The organism is Halomonas sp. SH5A2, assembly GCF_014263395.1.
Classification (GTDB): domain Bacteria; phylum Pseudomonadota; class Gammaproteobacteria; order Pseudomonadales; family Halomonadaceae; genus Vreelandella.
Genome location: NZ_CP058321.1, coordinates 1,647,444 through 1,662,025 on the forward strand (window position 1 = coordinate 1,647,444; position 14,582 = coordinate 1,662,025).

General features: G+C 60.9%; 14 protein-coding genes. 10 read left to right on the forward strand and 4 right to left on the reverse strand.

Translation table 11 applies throughout. The features are described 5' to 3' along the window. Positions 1-47: 47 nt before the first annotated feature. Together HXW73_RS07630 and HXW73_RS07635 are read right to left on the reverse strand one after the other, a co-directional pair. Positions 48-668 (reverse strand): type IV toxin-antitoxin system AbiEi family antitoxin domain-containing protein, encoded by a 621-nt coding sequence (locus HXW73_RS07630; RefSeq protein WP_186255631.1) that lies wholly within the window; start codon positions 666-668, stop codon positions 48-50. A 73-nt stretch (positions 669-741) separates the two neighbouring features. Beyond that, positions 742-2,655, reverse strand: a complete 1,914-nt coding sequence (locus HXW73_RS07635; RefSeq protein ID WP_186255632.1) for a DNA topoisomerase III — start codon at positions 2,653-2,655, stop codon at positions 742-744. Positions 2,656-2,842: 187 nt separating this feature from the next. Here HXW73_RS07635 and HXW73_RS07640 point away from each other — a divergent pair, with 187 nt between their 5' ends. After that, positions 2,843-4,090 carry an ABC1 kinase family protein gene (locus tag HXW73_RS07640; RefSeq protein WP_186255633.1) on the forward strand — a complete coding sequence of 416 codons (1,248 nt, stop codon included), beginning with the start codon at positions 2,843-2,845 and terminating at the stop codon, positions 4,088-4,090. On the opposite strand, the gene HXW73_RS07645 is transcribed toward HXW73_RS07640, so the two are convergent. Further along, positions 4,087-4,680, reverse strand: coding sequence for a GNAT family N-acetyltransferase (locus HXW73_RS07645; RefSeq protein ID WP_186255634.1), 594 nt, complete (start codon positions 4,678-4,680; stop codon positions 4,087-4,089). The genes HXW73_RS07640 and HXW73_RS07645 overlap by 4 nt on opposite strands. A gap of 151 nt (positions 4,681-4,831) precedes the next feature. Here HXW73_RS07645 and HXW73_RS07650 point away from each other — a divergent pair, with 151 nt between their 5' ends. Further along, on the forward strand, positions 4,832-6,661 hold the full coding sequence (locus HXW73_RS07650; protein WP_186255635.1) for an SEC-C domain-containing protein: 1,830 nt from the start codon (positions 4,832-4,834) through the stop codon (positions 6,659-6,661). Between the two features lie 3 nt (positions 6,662-6,664). Here the strand turns inward: HXW73_RS07650 and HXW73_RS07655 are convergent, their stop codons facing one another. Further along, positions 6,665-8,032, reverse strand: a complete 1,368-nt coding sequence (locus HXW73_RS07655; RefSeq protein WP_186255636.1) for an AmpG family muropeptide MFS transporter — start codon at positions 8,030-8,032, stop codon at positions 6,665-6,667. A 98-nt stretch (positions 8,033-8,130) separates the two neighbouring features. Here HXW73_RS07655 and HXW73_RS07660 point away from each other — a divergent pair, with 98 nt between their 5' ends. The 8 genes from HXW73_RS07660 (at position 8,131) to mnhG (ending at position 14,552) form a co-directional block, all read left to right on the forward strand. After that, a complete protein-coding gene (locus HXW73_RS07660; protein ID WP_186255637.1) occupies positions 8,131-8,649 on the forward strand; it encodes an FKBP-type peptidyl-prolyl cis-trans isomerase in 519 nt (172 codons plus the stop codon). A gap of 89 nt (positions 8,650-8,738) precedes the next feature. Then, entirely contained in the window at positions 8,739-11,066 is a 2,328-nt protein-coding gene (locus HXW73_RS07665) for a putative monovalent cation/H+ antiporter subunit A (RefSeq protein WP_186255638.1), read from the forward strand. Next, a complete protein-coding gene (locus HXW73_RS07670; RefSeq protein WP_186255639.1) occupies positions 11,059-11,517 on the forward strand; it encodes a Na+/H+ antiporter subunit B in 459 nt (152 codons plus the stop codon). The genes HXW73_RS07665 and HXW73_RS07670 overlap by 8 nt, the downstream gene beginning before the upstream one ends. Beyond that, a complete protein-coding gene (locus HXW73_RS07675; RefSeq protein ID WP_186255640.1) occupies positions 11,505-11,852 on the forward strand; it encodes a Na+/H+ antiporter subunit C in 348 nt (115 codons plus the stop codon). Before HXW73_RS07670 ends, HXW73_RS07675 begins: the two co-directional genes overlap by 13 nt. Then, on the forward strand, positions 11,849-13,366 hold the full coding sequence (locus HXW73_RS07680; RefSeq protein WP_186255641.1) for a Na+/H+ antiporter subunit D: 1,518 nt from the start codon (positions 11,849-11,851) through the stop codon (positions 13,364-13,366). Before HXW73_RS07675 ends, HXW73_RS07680 begins: the two co-directional genes overlap by 4 nt. Then, positions 13,363-13,836 (forward strand): Na+/H+ antiporter subunit E, encoded by a 474-nt coding sequence (locus HXW73_RS07685; RefSeq protein ID WP_186255642.1) that lies wholly within the window; start codon positions 13,363-13,365, stop codon positions 13,834-13,836. Before HXW73_RS07680 ends, HXW73_RS07685 begins: the two co-directional genes overlap by 4 nt. A gap of 49 nt (positions 13,837-13,885) precedes the next feature. Beyond that, positions 13,886-14,155: a monovalent cation/H+ antiporter complex subunit F gene (locus HXW73_RS07690; RefSeq protein WP_186255643.1), complete on the forward strand. Its 270-nt coding sequence runs from the start codon at positions 13,886-13,888 to the stop codon at positions 14,153-14,155. After that, the gene (mnhG, locus tag HXW73_RS07695) at positions 14,148-14,552 is read left to right on the forward strand and encodes a monovalent cation/H(+) antiporter subunit G (protein ID WP_186255644.1); all 405 of its coding nucleotides are present in this window, start codon (positions 14,148-14,150) and stop codon (positions 14,550-14,552) included. The genes HXW73_RS07690 and mnhG overlap by 8 nt, the downstream gene beginning before the upstream one ends. The last annotated feature ends 30 nt before the right edge of the window (positions 14,553-14,582 follow it).

Sequence of the window (14,582 nt, forward strand, 5' to 3'; positions counted from 1 at the left end):
GATGTTTTGGGTCACGATTATCTCCTATCACTTTGCGGTAGCTTTCTTCACAGCTTAGCTTCCACATAAGGCGCCATGACCTTGGCGACGCGACAGATATTGGCGTATTTCATCAGCTTCCCAGGCAGGAAGGTTTTGCGGGTGCGGTAAAGTTCCAGGGCCTCCAGCACCACATCCATGCGGATACGGTTACGGAACTTGAAGCAGTCCGCCAGGGTTTTCTCCGGGTTGTAAACCTGTAGCGTAACGCCGTCCACCTCTACCTTCTCAACACCTTCACTGAAGGCCTGCCCAGAGAACCGGTAACCGGCCACCGGCGGATAGTCCAAAACCGGCAGGCGGGCATCCCGCTCCACCGCAAGGTGTACTTGATGGGGAATCTGCGTGGTCATGCTGTGCCAGTCTAGCGCGGAAATCAGGCAGAGCACCGCATGGGGAAATCGGGTGGCGGCGGCGACAAGGTCCGGGTTTTCAGTGGGCGGCAGATCCACCAGCCGGTACAGGCCGCGGCTGACTGGTTCTATCAGCCCTTCATCCCGGAGTTGATAGAACTGGTACCGGCTGAAACCCCGAGCCAGGGCCTCGCTCAGGCGAAGTTGGCCGCCGTGCTGGCGGAAAAGGGTCTGGAGTTGCGCCCTGGGGGATAGGGTAGAGTCAGTGTCAGACAAATCGTCACCACTTGTTGATATCTGGTGACAGTCTGTCTAATGCATCTGGAGGTTTCAAGCATCAGCCTGTTGACTATGAGTCTTGCTTGGCAGGTTTGCGTTTCACGTTCCCTCTACGTTTTCTCGGCTTGCTTGTGCGCTTCGCCGGGCCACCGGCTTCGCCTTGTGCCGTTTGCAGGCTGTTGCGTAACTTGGTGGCGTCGCTATGGCTGAGCAGGCCGCGCAAGTCATCCAGTAACGCCTGCTGAAAGGCGTTGGCGTCGTCCTGCCGTTCGGAAATAGCGCGTAGGCGCTGTTCCCAAAGTGCGGTGCGTTCGGGAGTGCTGACCGCTTCAGGCAGGGCGGCGATCAGGGCGCTGCCGAGCTTGGTGGCGCGCAGGGCCTTTTGCTGGCGTACCAGGTAGCCGCGCTGTACCAGGGTTTCAATAATACCTGCGCGGGTGGCTTCGGTGCCCAGGCCGTCGGTGTCGCGCAGGGTGCGCCGCACGGCTGGGTCGTCCACGTAGCGGCCGATGTTCATCATTGCCTTGATCAGGCTGGCATCGGTGAAGGGTTCCGGCGGGCGGGTTTCCTTCTCCTCAACGCCTGCGCCAAGCGCTTGGCAGGCTTCCCCTTGGGTGAGCGGCGGCAGCGGCGGGCTTTCATCGCGGGTAGTGAATAGCGGTTTCCAGCCGGGGTCGAGAATGCTTTGGCCGCGAGCGCGGAAGGCTTCATTAAGCAGCGAAAACTCGGCCTTTACCTCAAAGGTGCGCAGCGGGCGGTAAAACTGGGCCATCACGTTGCGCACGATCAGTCGAAAGACATGCCCTTCGGTCGTAGAGAGCTGGCTGAAATCTGCCGGTTTGCCGCTGGGTGCGATGGCGTGGTGGGCACCTACCTGCTTGTCGTTCCAGGCCTTGGAACGTAGCGAGAAGTCCGCGCCTTTCAGCCACTGGTGAAGGGTTTCATCGTTCTGGCAGGCGCCGCTCAGGCTGCGCTGGGCCAGCGGAAGGTGCTCTTCGGGCAGGTAGCGGCAGTCCGATCGTGGGTATGTAATCAACTTGTGCTGCTCGTATAGCTGCTGGCAAATATCCAGCACCACCTGCGCGGAAAGCCCGTGACGGCGGGCGGAGTCTACCTGAAGGGCAGAGAGCGAGTAGGGCAGCGGCGGTGCCTGGCGTTTTTCCTGCTGGTCGAGTTTGGTCAGTTGACCGGAAGCACCGGGTAATTGAGCCGCTAAAGAATCAGCCGGCGTGCGGTCAATCAAGCGCCCCTGATCATCAAGCGGCTGGTGTTTCTTGGGTGCCCACCAGGCGTGAAGCTGGCCCTGGGCGACCTTGAGATCCACCCACAAGGGGTAAAACGGGTGGGGCACAAAATCTCGAATGGCGTTGTCGCGACGCACGATTAAACCCAGCACCGGGGTTTGTACGCGACCTACGGAAAGCACGCCGTCGTGGCCCGCCTGGCGGCCGGTGAGCGTCCAGGCGCGGGTCAGGTTGATGCCATACAGCCAGTCGGCACGGGCGCGTGCCTGGGCCGCCTGGAACAGGGGCTGGTAGTCAGCGTTGGAGCGCAGCTTGGCCAGCGCGCGGCTTACTGCAGGCTTGTTGAGATCGCTGATCAGCAGCCGCTGTACCGGGCCGCGATACTTCATATAGTCGATCACTTCCTGTACCAGCAACTGGCCTTCGCGATCCGGGTCACCGGCGTGAACGACCTCGTTGGCCTGTTTGATCAGCTTTCGAATCACCGCCAATTGTCCGCGCGCTTTTGAGCGCGGCATCAGTTTCCACTGCTGCGGCACAATGGGCAGTCGGTCCAATCGCCACTGTTTATCAGCGGGGTCGTAGGCTTCCGGTGCCGCCTGTTCCAGCAGGTGGCCCAGGCACCAGGTGACCGTGGTATCGCCACAACTGATCGCGCCATCCTGGCGCTTGGCGCTGCCGGGGAGCGCCTCGGCAATCGCCCGGGCAAGGCTGGGTTTTTCGGCGATAATCAAGCGCATGCGGGTTAGCCTTGCATAGGTGGCGTTGAGTCAAGATAACGTTTGAATATGGTAACAGACCGCGCATGCCGCTGAGCATAGTGAAAGATTGTCTTGAAAATGATGTGTGTGGATTATGCGTATAGTTTTTGTATAATTTAGCCGGATTGCGTAAGCTGCATGTCAGATTGTCAACGAGGCGACTTAAATGCGAGATCGCGGAAGAACACGACGCTTGATGGGGTTGGGTGCACGCACCGGCGGGGCGCTACTCAAGACACGCTTAGGTGGCCAGGCAGACTGGCGGGCCCTGGGCGAGGCGCTATTCGAGGGTCTCTCCGAGCTGAAAGGCCCGGCCATGAAGCTGGCGCAAATCATGTCCCAGTGGGATGACCTGCTGCCGCCGGATTTGGCGGAGGAGCTATCTCGCCTTCAGCGCCAGGCGGAGCCGATGCCCTGGCCGCGTATTCGTGAAGCCTTGGTGATGCAGTACGGTGATTTGGACACGCACTTTCGCGAAATCGAAGAGCGGCCCTTTGCCAGCGCGTCCATGGGGCAGGTGCACAAGGCAGTGACCCACGAAGGCGAGACGGTGGTGCTCAAGGTGCAATACCCCGGTTTGGCGGATGTACTGGAAAGCGATCTGAAGCAGGTAAGACGCATCATGGGCCTGGGTCGCTGGTTCAAGGTCCCGCAGGCGCGATTGGATGCGCTGTTTGAAGAGTTGGCGGTGGGGCTTCGCGATGAGCTCGACTATCGTGCCGAAGCCGACGCGATGGCTCGCTACCGCGAGCGTTATCAGCAGGACGCGCGCCTGGTCATTCCTGAGCCGTTGTTTGATCTCTCGGGGCAGCACGTGCTCGCGATGCGCTTTGTCGATGGCACACCGCTACGCGATCTGGAGAGCGCCGACGATAGCATCCGCCAAGGGGTTGCGGTGGCCCTGGCTGACTGGATCACTGAGGAATTGTTCACCTACGGCGAGCTGCACGCCGACCCGCACGCGGGTAATTTTGCGGCCGATGATCAAGGCCGGCTGGTGATTTACGACTTTGGCGCGGTGATTCCAGTGCCCGAGACCCGCTTGAAAGCGATGATGCAACTCCTCGATGCGACCCTTGCCCATGATCCGATGGCGATGGATGAAGCGCTGATGCAAATGGGTGGCCGCCAAGGGCAGGGCGCCCCCTTGTCGCTTTACCGCGAGTCCGCCGAGTGTGTGGCGCCGCTGTTTAGCCCCGGTGAGCAGGACTTCAGCGATGTGCGCGTCCATCGCCGCCTGCGCGAGCTGACGCCCAAGGTTTGGGGGGCCATGGACCGTCTTCAGCCCCCCGCCGATACGCTGCTGCTTTCCCGTGCCCTTAACGGCCATTACTGGAATCTGGTGCGCTTGCAGGCACGCCTTGATATGCACTCGCGGACGGCGCCTTTGCTTGAATGGGCCCGAGCGGCTTAATCGAGACGCTTCATCCAGAAGACCATCGGCTTGTGGCTTTCATCATTCTCGCCGATATCTTTCCAGGCGAAAGTAGTGGCGAGTTCAGGGTGGCGTTGGTAGCCCTGAGCATTCCAGAAGCCATGCAGCGGACGATAATTCGATGGCGCCAGTGGATGGCCGGCGGGGCGCTCGACAGCGCAGAACGCCACGATATCAAATCCCCTGAGATTGGCATGCGCCTCTCGCTCGGCCATGAAGCGTTTGCCAATGCCGCGGCCACGGTATTCGTGAAGTAGCACCGATTCGCCGTAATAAAACACGCTGGAGGGGGCGATGCCGTTAGCCTCGAACGGGTGGCGGAATTCGTCGACTTCATCGGCCAGGGGTTGTCCGGTGGCTGCGCCAACCAGTGAGTCGCCGTCGAATACCAGAACGAACAGGCTGTCCGGATTATCCGCGTAGCGTCCCAGGTAATCCGCTTCGTAGCTTAGATCGCCATCGTAGAGGTAGGGAAAATCACGAAATACCTCAATGCGTAGGCGGGCAAGTGCCTGGATGTGAGGCGTTATTTCGGCGCCTTGGCAGGTGGTTAGTGTCAATGTGTCCATTGGGGTACTCTCCTGATAAACGTTGGCTGACTGGGTAAAAGCGTTGCCCGCTGGCAGCCTTGGCGATCTCGCCAATCCTCTCTGCGTGCCCCCAATGGTCATGCTAGACTATGTCGCTTTTCAATAGGGTCTTTTATAAGTGGAGACGGCAATGCTGGCGGTATGGGTCGATCAGCTGCTGGGATTTGCCTCCGGGGCACTCTCGGCAATCAGGCAGGATGAACACTATCCCGATTTTATGACCTGGGTGCGTGCCGAGGGGGCGGAATATTTTAATGATGATCTGGCGACGGCTCAGGCGCTTGCCCCCATTTTATGGTCGCAAACGCCATTGGAACGGCTGGATTTTGCCTGCGAGCCCCTTGCCACGCCGGGTCAGAACGAACCCTGTTGGTGCGATTCTGGCCACAAGTTCAAGCAGTGCTGCGCGCGGGTCGAATTCCCCACTGAAATCCCCGAGCAGATGATGTGGATGCTTTCACTACGCGAGTGGAAGGGTGCGACCCTGAAAGCGGCGCTGGATAGTCAGCGTGCGTTGCCTCAGGCACTGCTCGAAGCCGGCTTGATTGCCGCAGAAAGTGGCCAAAGCGGCCGCGCCATGCAGATTCTCGAATCGCTGTTCGATGGCAGCGACTGGTCACGGCTGCCCGAGCAGGCTGAGCCTGCGTTTGAAATTCTGCTGGATATTTACCAGGAGCGCGGTTTTACCCGCAAACGCGCCGACCTGCTTGATGACGTCCTTGAACGCGGGCCGCTGTTCCTGCGCGGGGTGGCACTTGAACGGCTATGCCTGACGCACCTAGACAACGATGACCTGGACAGCGCCCGTGCCGCGTTTGTCAAAGCCCAGCAGGCATTGCCTGACTCGCCCACGCTTGCGTATATCGAAGCCATGCTGTTGCTGCATGAAGGGCACGAGCGCGAAGCCAAGGAGCGTGCTAATTTCTGGTATCGCCGCTTGGTCCGGCAGGGCGACCTTGACGAAGATCAGCTCGATTTCCTGGCGGCACTTGCCGATAACCCCGGTGCTACCTTGGCGGATCAGTTGCTCAGCGCTGAAGAAGACCTGGCAACACCGTTAATTTCATTGCAGGCGCTGCTCGCCGCGCTACCCACTGCGCCGAAGATCGACATCACCCCCAATCCCGATAGCGGGCATTTGGAGTACCACGTCAGCGCACGCGAAGCGACGCTGTTCGCCGCCTGGCACGAGCAGTTTCAGGTCATGGTTGACGATGACGTGGCGCTGGGTTTCCGTGGCGAGCCATGGGGCAATGCGGTGGAGTGGATGTCGGCGTTGTGCGCCCACCCCGAATGGCTGGATGCGCCCCAAGTGGTGCAGGACTTGACGCTGGCTCTCACCAGCCGTTTCGGTAGCCTGCCGTGGATGGCGCCCAGTTTACTCGCACCGCTGGCCAAACGTCTCTCGCGCTGGCTGACCCAGGCACGCGCTGAGGGCGGAGGTAGCCTACGCTGGGACGATGCCAATAATGCCATCCTGCTGCGCATTGGGTTGGCCCTGGTAGTGGGCATGGAGCGTGGCGCGCGTCAGCATTCCCGGGAACTGGCTGAAGAGCTCTTGGCGATCGATCAGGAAGATAGCCTGGGGCTGAGCGAGCTGGTGCTGGATCAACTACTGCGTGACGACCGCAACGAAGAGGCGCTGGCGCTCACCGAGCAAGCCAGCGGCGATAGCTCTTTGGAGCTGGGGCTGCTGATGGGCCGCACGCTGGCACTATATCGCCTTGGCCATCACGAAGCCGCAGAGCGCTCGCTCAAGGAGGTGGTCGCCCATAACCGCCATACGCTGGACATGATTTGCGCTGAAAACCCTCGCCCGGTAATGCCCCACCCCGACGGCCAGGTTGACCCCGGCTCGCGAGCCGAGGCCTGGCAGTACCGCACGTTGATGCGCGATCAGTGGCGGACGACCCAGGGGGCGTTGGACTGGCTCGACGCCCATCGCCCCGCGAGTCGCTAAGTGTTAACGGGTGGCCGCGACGGGAGTGGGAACAAGCTGCTTGTCGCGATTGATCCAGATGGCCAGCAGAATGGCGGGCAGGCCCAGCAGGGTGGCCAATACGAAAAAGCTGGCGTAGCCCTGGTCAGTGACCACAAGCCCGCCAAAACCGCTGAGAAACTTGCCGGGTAGCGTCATTAACGAAGAAAACAGCGCGTACTGGGTGGCGGTATAGGCGCGCGAGGTCAGGCTGGAAAGAAAGGCGATAAATACCGCGCTGGCCAGGCCGTTGGCCAGGTTGTCGCCGGTGATGGTGAGCACCAGCATAGGCAGTTGATTGCCGATCAGCGCCAGTGCTGCAAACAGCAGGTTGGTGACCATGACAATGCCCGCGCCAAATATCAAAAGCGGCCCAATGCCGTAGCGCGCCACCAGCAGGCCGCCGAGAATGCCCCCCGCAATACTCATCACGATGCCAAACACGTTGGTCACGTTGGCGATGGTCTCCAGCGAAAACCCTAAATCGATGTAGAGCGGATTGGCCATCGAGGCCATGGCCAGATCGCTGATACGAAACACCCCAATGAAGACCAGAAGCCACAGCGCTTTGAGCCCATAGCGACTAAAAAAGTCGGTGAACGGGCAGACGATGGCGCCAATCACCCAGGCGCCCATTCGGCGCAGCATTTTGGGTTGGCCACGGCTGGCACGAATAAAGGCCCGCACCTTGGGTTCGTGAATCAACTGCACCGTCAATGAGGCCCGCTTGGGTTCCGGGCGCAGCAGCACCGTCACAACGCCGACGCCTACCAGGGCCGCCATGGTCAGGTACGCCACCTGCCAGGACACCGCCGAGGCGACATACAGCGCCAATGCCCCGGCGGCAATTAGCCCACCGCGATAGCCGATGATATAGGTTGACGCCATGGCCGCCTGCACATCGTCGTCCGCGGATTCGATGCGGAAAGCATCAATGGCGATATCCTGAGTGGCGGAACCAAAGGCCACCAGCAGCGCAAAGGCGGCGACCCACCCCAGATTCCCTAGCGGGTTCAACCCGGCAAGGCCAACGAGCCCCGTCGCAATCATTGCCTGGGCAAGTAGCATCCAGCCACGTCGCTGGCCGAAGTGGCGGGTCAAGACCGGCAGTGCCAGGCGGTCGACCACCGGTGCCCAGAAGAACTTGATCGAATAGAGCATGCCTACCCAAGCGAAAAAGCCAATCGCTGCGACTTCTACACCGTCGCTGCGTAGCCAGGCGGAAAGTGTCGAGAACACCAACAAGAAGGGCAGTCCCGCGGAAAACCCCAAAAACAGCATGGTAATGACCGGGGCGCGCAGGTAAATCGCCAGGGCAGCGAGCCAACTGCGCTGGGGCGTAGGGGTGGGCATGAAATGCGACTCCTGAGTAAGACGGTGACAGCGGCCTAATGATAAGCTGTGCCCACGCTTGGACACACGGCCAACAGCTTACCGGAGAGGAGTTTTGTATGTCGATTTCAGCGCATCAGGTGGTTACCTTGCACTATCGTTTGCATGACGTGCTGAACGATGGCGGCGAGCAACTGCTGGATGATTCTCAGGCGCGGGATAAGCCGCTCGAGTATTTGCACGGGCATGACAATATCCTGCCGGGACTTGAGCGTGCCCTGGAAAGTCAGTCAGCAGGTGCCGAGCTTAGCATAACGCTGGCCCCTGCAGACGCCTACGGGGTTTATAACGAGGCGTTGGTGCAAACGGTCAGCCGTGCTTCCTTTGGCAATACCCAGCTTGAGGTGGGTAGCCGTTTTCAAACCGAAGGTGAAGCCGGGCCGCAGATCGTTACCGTGCTTGGCATAGACGGTGACAGCGTGAGCGTCGATACCAACCACCCTCTGGCAGGCCATACGTTGCGGTACCAGGTCAAAGTGCTCACCATCCGTGAGGCAACCAGGGCGGAGCTGGCCAAGGGGCATCCATTGCCACCGGATACCGATTACAGCAAGGTAGAAGATCGCAAGGTACTTTGAAAGGTAAACCGTTGATTGGCAAGCAAGCGCTGACTAGTCTACAGTTTGCCCTTTGAACGTGGGGGCTAGAAAACAGGAGATACCGCCAGATGCAACTTGCCTTATTGATGGGATTTTTGCTGGCGGCGGTAGCCCCGCTGCTGCATCGCTGGTTCGGTGGGCACACGGCGAAAGTCATGGCGGTATATCCCGCTTTGCTGGCCGCCTGGTTGCTGGGCCTGGCCCCGGATATCCTGGCCGGCGAGTCGCTACTGCTGGAATGGGCCTGGGTGCCGGGGCTCGATATCAGCCTGACCTTCTTCATCGACGGCCTGTCTTGGCTGTTCGCGATGCTTATCACGGTGATTGGCGCCCTGGTGCTAGTCTACGCTGGCGAGTATCTACGCGGCCATCGCGATCTTGCGCGTTTCCTGGTGATTATCACCGCCTTCATGATGTCGATGCTGGGCCTGGTGCTGGCAGATAACCTGGTGACATTGTTCGTCTTCTGGGAACTGACCAGCATTACGTCTTACCTGCTGATCGGTTTCAACCACACCGACCCGGCGGCTAGAAAGTCGGCGCTGCAGGGCCTCTTCGTCACTGCGGGCGGGGGACTGGCGCTGCTCGCTGGCTTCGCTATGCTGGGGGTGGCCGGTGATAGCTGGTCGCTCGTCGAACTCAACACCCAAGGGGAGGCGCTGCGCGAACACGCTCTCTATGCGCCGCTGCTGGTCTGCGTGCTGCTGGGAGCTTTCACCAAGTCGGCCCAGTTCCCCTTCCATTTCTGGTTGCCCAATGCCATGGCCGCGCCTACGCCGGTCTCCGCGTATCTGCACTCGGCGACCATGGTCAAGGCGGGCGTTTATCTTCTAGCGCGCCTGCATCCCGCGCTGGGCGGCACTGAGCCTTGGGTGATTACCCTGTCGTTGGTGGGTGCCCTGACCATGGCCACCGGGGCCTTCCTGGCCATTCAGCACACCAACATCAAGAAGCTGTTGGCCTACTCCACGGTGATGGCGCTGGGTACCTTGACCATGCTGCTGGGAATCGGCACCGAGTACGCTTTGACGGCCTTCGTGGTCTTTCTGCTCGCCCACTCCCTCTACAAGGGTGCGCTGTTCATGGTCGCGGGCATTCTTGACCACGAGACCGGCACCAAGGACGTCACCGCCATGGGCGGCTTGCGGGCGCTGATGCCGCGCACCGCCGTGGTAGCCGCGGTGGCTGCGTTGTCCTTGGCCGGCCTGCCGCCGTTGCTGGGTTTCCTGGGCAAGGAGTTAATGTTCGAGTCGGTGCTTGAGGCTGAGGCCTGGCCTTGGTTAATTCTGCTGTTGGCTTTCATCGCGGCCTTCCTGACGCTCGCGGTGGCAGCCATCGTGGCGCTGCGCCCCTTTTTCGGTAAGCGTCAAACCACGCCTGAGTCGCCCCACGACCCACCCCTGGGCATGCTTGTCGGGCCGGCGCTGCTGGCCGGTTTGTCGCTGCTTTTCGGCCTTTTCCCTGGCCTGCTGGATGGGCTGGTATCGGCCACCGCCTCAGGGCTCGGCACTCATGAGGTATCGGCGCACCTGGCGTTGTGGCACGGGTTCAATCTTCCGTTGTTGCTGTCGTTGGTGAGTCTCGCCCTGGGCGCGTTGGTATTCCGCCGCTGGGATCGGGTGCGCGCGGCTTTGACGCGGCTTGAGCCGCTCATGGCTCGGGGCCCGGAGGCCGGCTATGAGGCGCTAATGCGTGGCCTTGTGACAGTCGCCGAATGGCAGACGCGGATGCTCCAGAACGGCTATATCCGCAACTATCTGGTGATGACCCTGCTGGTGCTGTTGGGCCTGGTAGGCCATGCGCTGTTCTTCCGGCACTCGCCGAGCTTTGCCTTCTCAGTGGACGCCTACTTCCACGAGGTGGTGACGGCTGGCCTGATGGTGGCCGGGGCGGTGACGGCCTGCGTGATGCGGTCGCGCCTGGCCGCGGTGGCCGCAGTCGGCATCATGGGCTTTTCCATTGCGCTGACTTTCGTGCTGTTCAGCGCGCCGGATCTGGCCATCACTCAACTGCTGGTGGAGACGCTGACGGTGATCCTGTTGGTCCTGGTGCTATTTCGTTTGCCGCGCTTCGCTACCCTTTCTACCACGGTAGAGCGCCTGCGTGACCTGGTGGTGGCCTGTTTGGTAGGCACCATGATCACCCTGCTGATGCTCTCGGTGCTGGGTGGCAAGCGCATGCCGAGGATTTCCGACTACATGGTGGAAAACAGCCAGCCGCTGGGTCATGGCCACAATATCGTCAACGTCATTCTGGTGGACTTCCGGGCGCTGGACACGCTGGGGGAGATGTTCGTGTTGGCCCTGGCGGCCATCGGGGTCTACGCCATGATGAACTTCCACGCTGAGGAGTACGACGCCAAGTCTGTGGCCCCGCTGGAGAGATACGATGATTAAACCGGGCACCCTGATCCTCACTGTCGCTGCGCGGTTGCTGCTGCCGTTGCAGTTGCTGTTTTCGCTGTTTCTGTTGCTGCGCGGCCATGACGAGCCGGGCGGCGGATTTATTGCCGGCCTGGTGGCGGCGGGGGCCTTCGCGCTCTATCTCTTCGCTTTTGGGCGTCGGGCCATGAGCGCCATACTCAAGGTCTCGCCGCGCGACCTGATTGGCATGGGGCTGCTGTTGGGGGTGCTCTCGACGTTGCCTGCCTGGTGGGTCGGTGACCCCTTCTTCACTTCACAGTGGTGGACCATCCCGATCATCGACTTCAAGGCCTCGACGCCGCTGATCTTCGATATCGGCGTCTACCTGGTGGTGCTGGGCTCGGTGCTCACCGCCATCACTTCCCTGATTGAAAACGACCACGAGGATCAACCTGACCCGGAGGAGACCACATGGAACCCTTGATGGCCGTGACCATCGGCATCCTGTTTGCTGCCGCTATCTACATGATGCTGCGCCGCTCTATCGTCAAGCTGGTGATCGGCCTGATGTTGCTCTCCAACGCTGCTAATCTGTTGATCTTCGTCACCGCAGGGCTGACCCGCGGGGCGCCGCCGCTGGTGCCCGAAGGAATGACCGCCCCCTCTGGAGCGGTCGCTGATCCGCTGCCCCAGGCCCTGGTGCTCACCGCTATCGTGATCGCCTTTGGCGTGCTGTCTTTCGCGGTAGTACTGGTGCGGCGTGCCTGGGAAATCGTTCGCGCCGATGACCTCGACAAGATGAAGGATACCGACACGTGATGCCCCAGATTGCGCTGCCCATTCTGATCCCGCTGCTTGCCGGGGCCGTTTCGCTAGTGTTTTGGCGTTCCCGGGGCATGCAACGCTTCGTCGCCGTGGCGGGCACCGGAAGCCTGCTGGTCACTGCCTTCTGGCTGCTCGCCACGGTGAATCGCGACGGCATCATGGTGATGCACATGGGTGACTGGCAGGCACCCTTCGGCATTAGCCTGGTGGCCGATCTGCTGGGTGCCATCATGGTGGTGCTCACCGGCATCATCGGCTTCGCCGTGGCGCTTTACTCCCTGGCCACGACGGGTCGAGGCCACGAAAAGTTTGGCTACTTTCCGCTGATGCACCTGCTACTGGCCGGGGTGGCCGGGGCCTTCCTCACCGGCGACATCTTCAACCTCTACGTCTGGTTCGAGGTGATGCTGGTGGCTTCCTTTGCGCTGTTGATCCTTGGCAGCGAGAAGGCGCAGATGGAGGGTGCGATCAAGTACGTGACCCTCAACCTGGTGTCTTCGGTGATCTTCCTGGTGGCCGTTGGGTTGCTCTACGGCATGGTGGGTACCCTCAATATGGCCGACATCGCCCGGCGGATTTCCACCCTGGAAAACACCGGCATGATCGATGTTCTGGCAATGATGTTCATGGTTGCCTTTGGCATCAAGGCCGCGGCCTTCCCGCTGTTTTTCTGGCTGCCGGCTTCCTACCATACGCCGCCGGTGGCGGTCTCGGCGCTGTTCGCCGGGCTGCTCACCAAGGTGGGGGTCTATGCGCTGTACCGGGTGTTCACGCTGATCTTCAATCAGAGTCCCGGCTATACCCATGAGATCCTGCTGTGGGGGGCGGGGCTGACCATGCTTTCCGGGGTGCTGGGTGCGGCGGCCCAGTACGAGTTCCGGCGCATCCTGTCGTTCCACATCGTCAGCCAAATCGGCTACATGATACTTGGCCTTGCGCTGTTCACGCCCTTGGCGATCATCGGCGGGGTCTTCTATATCATGCACCACATCATCGTGAAGACGAATCTCTTCCTGGTCAGCGGCATCGTGCGTCGCCTGCGCGGTACCTACCAGCTCAAGCAGTTGGGCGGGCTGTATCGCAGCCACCCCTGGCTGGCCGTGCTGTTCCTGATCCCGGCTCTGTCGCTTGCTGGGGTGCCACCGTTGTCTGGCTTCTTCGCCAAATTCATCGTGATCCGTGCAGGCGTTGAGGCCGAAGCTTGGGGCGTGACCTTCATTGCCTTGCTGGTCGGCTTACTGACCCTCTATTCGATGATCAAGATTTGGGCCGAGGTGTTCTGGAAGGCCCCCCCGGAGGACGGCGACGTCGATCCCTACCCGGCGGTCGGTCAGCGCGAGATGTGGCTGATGACTGCGCCAGTAGTGGGTCTGGCGCTGTGCACCGTGTTTATCGGTATCAATGCCGAGCCCATCTACTCCCTGGCCGAGGCTTCGGCAACAGAGCTGCTCGACCCGTCTCGCTATATCGAGGCAGTGCTGGGTGAAGACGCGGAGGTAATGCCATGATCGCTGCCGCTTGGAACCTGATGCTAGCTTTCGCCTGGGTAGTGCTCACCGGCGACTTCAGCGGACGCAACCTGCTCGCCGGCCTGCTTTTCGGTTACGTGGTGCTGGCGTTGATGCAGTCCCAGGTGCCGGCTTTGGCCGGCCATGCCCAGCGCCTGCCGCGGCTGATCCTTTTCATCGGCTTCTTCCTCAAGGAGCTGGTGCTGGCCAACTTCAAGGTGGCCTTCGATATCATCACGCCGCCCTGGTACATGAAACCGGGTGTGATCGCCATGCCGCTCAAGGCGACCAGCGAGTTCGAGATTGCCTTCGTCGCCAACCTCATCTCGTTGACGCCGGGCACCTTGAGCCTGGACGTCTCCGACGACCGCCGGGTGCTCTACATCCACGCCATGTTTCTTGACGACGAGGACGAACTGCGCCGGAGCCTGGCCGAACTCGAGCACCGCGCCCTGGAGCTGTTCCATTGAGCGTTTTATTGAGAGCTCCATTGAGAGTTCTGTTTAAAGGAGGGGAGACGTGTCGACTGTCATTCTGCTGAGCCTGGCGCTCATGTGCCTGGCCTTGTGCCTGGCCTTCGTGCGCTTGTTCAAGGGCCCCAGCCTGCCCGACAGGGTGGTGGCCCTGGAACTCTTCTCGTCGATCCTGGTTGGCACTATCGGCCTGGTAGCCATTGCCACCGACGTGCCGAGCCTGCTGGACGTGGCGATCGTCATGGCGCTGATGGCCTTCATGGCGGCCATCGGCTTTGCACGCTTCCTGGAGCGAGGAGGGTCACGCGATGATTGAACTGATCAAGGGCGGGCTGATTCTGGTCGGCGCCATCTTCATGTTCCTGGCTGCTCTGGGCCTGGTACGCATGCCTGACCTGCTGACACGCATGCACGCCACCACCAAGGCGGCGACACTGGGCGCTAGTCTGATCATGCTCGCGGTGGCTCTTCATTTCGCCGAGGTGGCGGTGGTCGCGCGGGCCTTCGGGGTGATCCTCTTCATCATGATGACCGCGCCGGTGGCCGCCCATGTCATTGGACGGGCGGGTTACTTTGTGGGGGCTAGATTGTGGAGCGGCACGGTCAAGGACGAGCTGAGACCCAACTACGACCCCTTGACCCATGAGCTCAAAAGCGGCCTTGAAACCCACGAAAACGCCAAGCGACATCCCCGGGATACCGACCCTGATTGACTTGCCGCCCATTATTGCCTTTCAGCAAGT

Coding starts and splice junctions, on each gene's coding strand:
- HXW73_RS07650 (WP_186255635.1), top strand. CDS start 4,832: ATGCTGGCGGTATGGGTCGATCAGCTGCTGGGATTTGCCTCCGGGGCA.
- HXW73_RS07660 (WP_186255637.1), top strand. CDS start 8,131: ATGTCGATTTCAGCGCATCAGGTGGTTACCTTGCACTATCGTTTGCAT.
- HXW73_RS07670 (WP_186255639.1), top strand. CDS start 11,059: ATGATTAAACCGGGCACCCTGATCCTCACTGTCGCTGCGCGGTTGCTG.
- HXW73_RS07645 (WP_186255634.1), bottom strand. CDS start 4,680: ATGGACACATTGACACTAACCACCTGCCAAGGCGCCGAAATAACGCCT.
- HXW73_RS07640 (WP_186255633.1), top strand. CDS start 2,843: ATGCGAGATCGCGGAAGAACACGACGCTTGATGGGGTTGGGTGCACGC.
- HXW73_RS07685 (WP_186255642.1), top strand. CDS start 13,363: ATGATCGCTGCCGCTTGGAACCTGATGCTAGCTTTCGCCTGGGTAGTG.
- HXW73_RS07665 (WP_186255638.1), top strand. CDS start 8,739: ATGCAACTTGCCTTATTGATGGGATTTTTGCTGGCGGCGGTAGCCCCG.
- HXW73_RS07635 (WP_186255632.1), bottom strand. CDS start 2,655: ATGCGCTTGATTATCGCCGAAAAACCCAGCCTTGCCCGGGCGATTGCC.
- HXW73_RS07655 (WP_186255636.1), bottom strand. CDS start 8,032: ATGCCCACCCCTACGCCCCAGCGCAGTTGGCTCGCTGCCCTGGCGATT.
- HXW73_RS07675 (WP_186255640.1), top strand. CDS start 11,505: ATGGAACCCTTGATGGCCGTGACCATCGGCATCCTGTTTGCTGCCGCT.
- mnhG (WP_186255644.1), top strand. CDS start 14,148: ATGATTGAACTGATCAAGGGCGGGCTGATTCTGGTCGGCGCCATCTTC.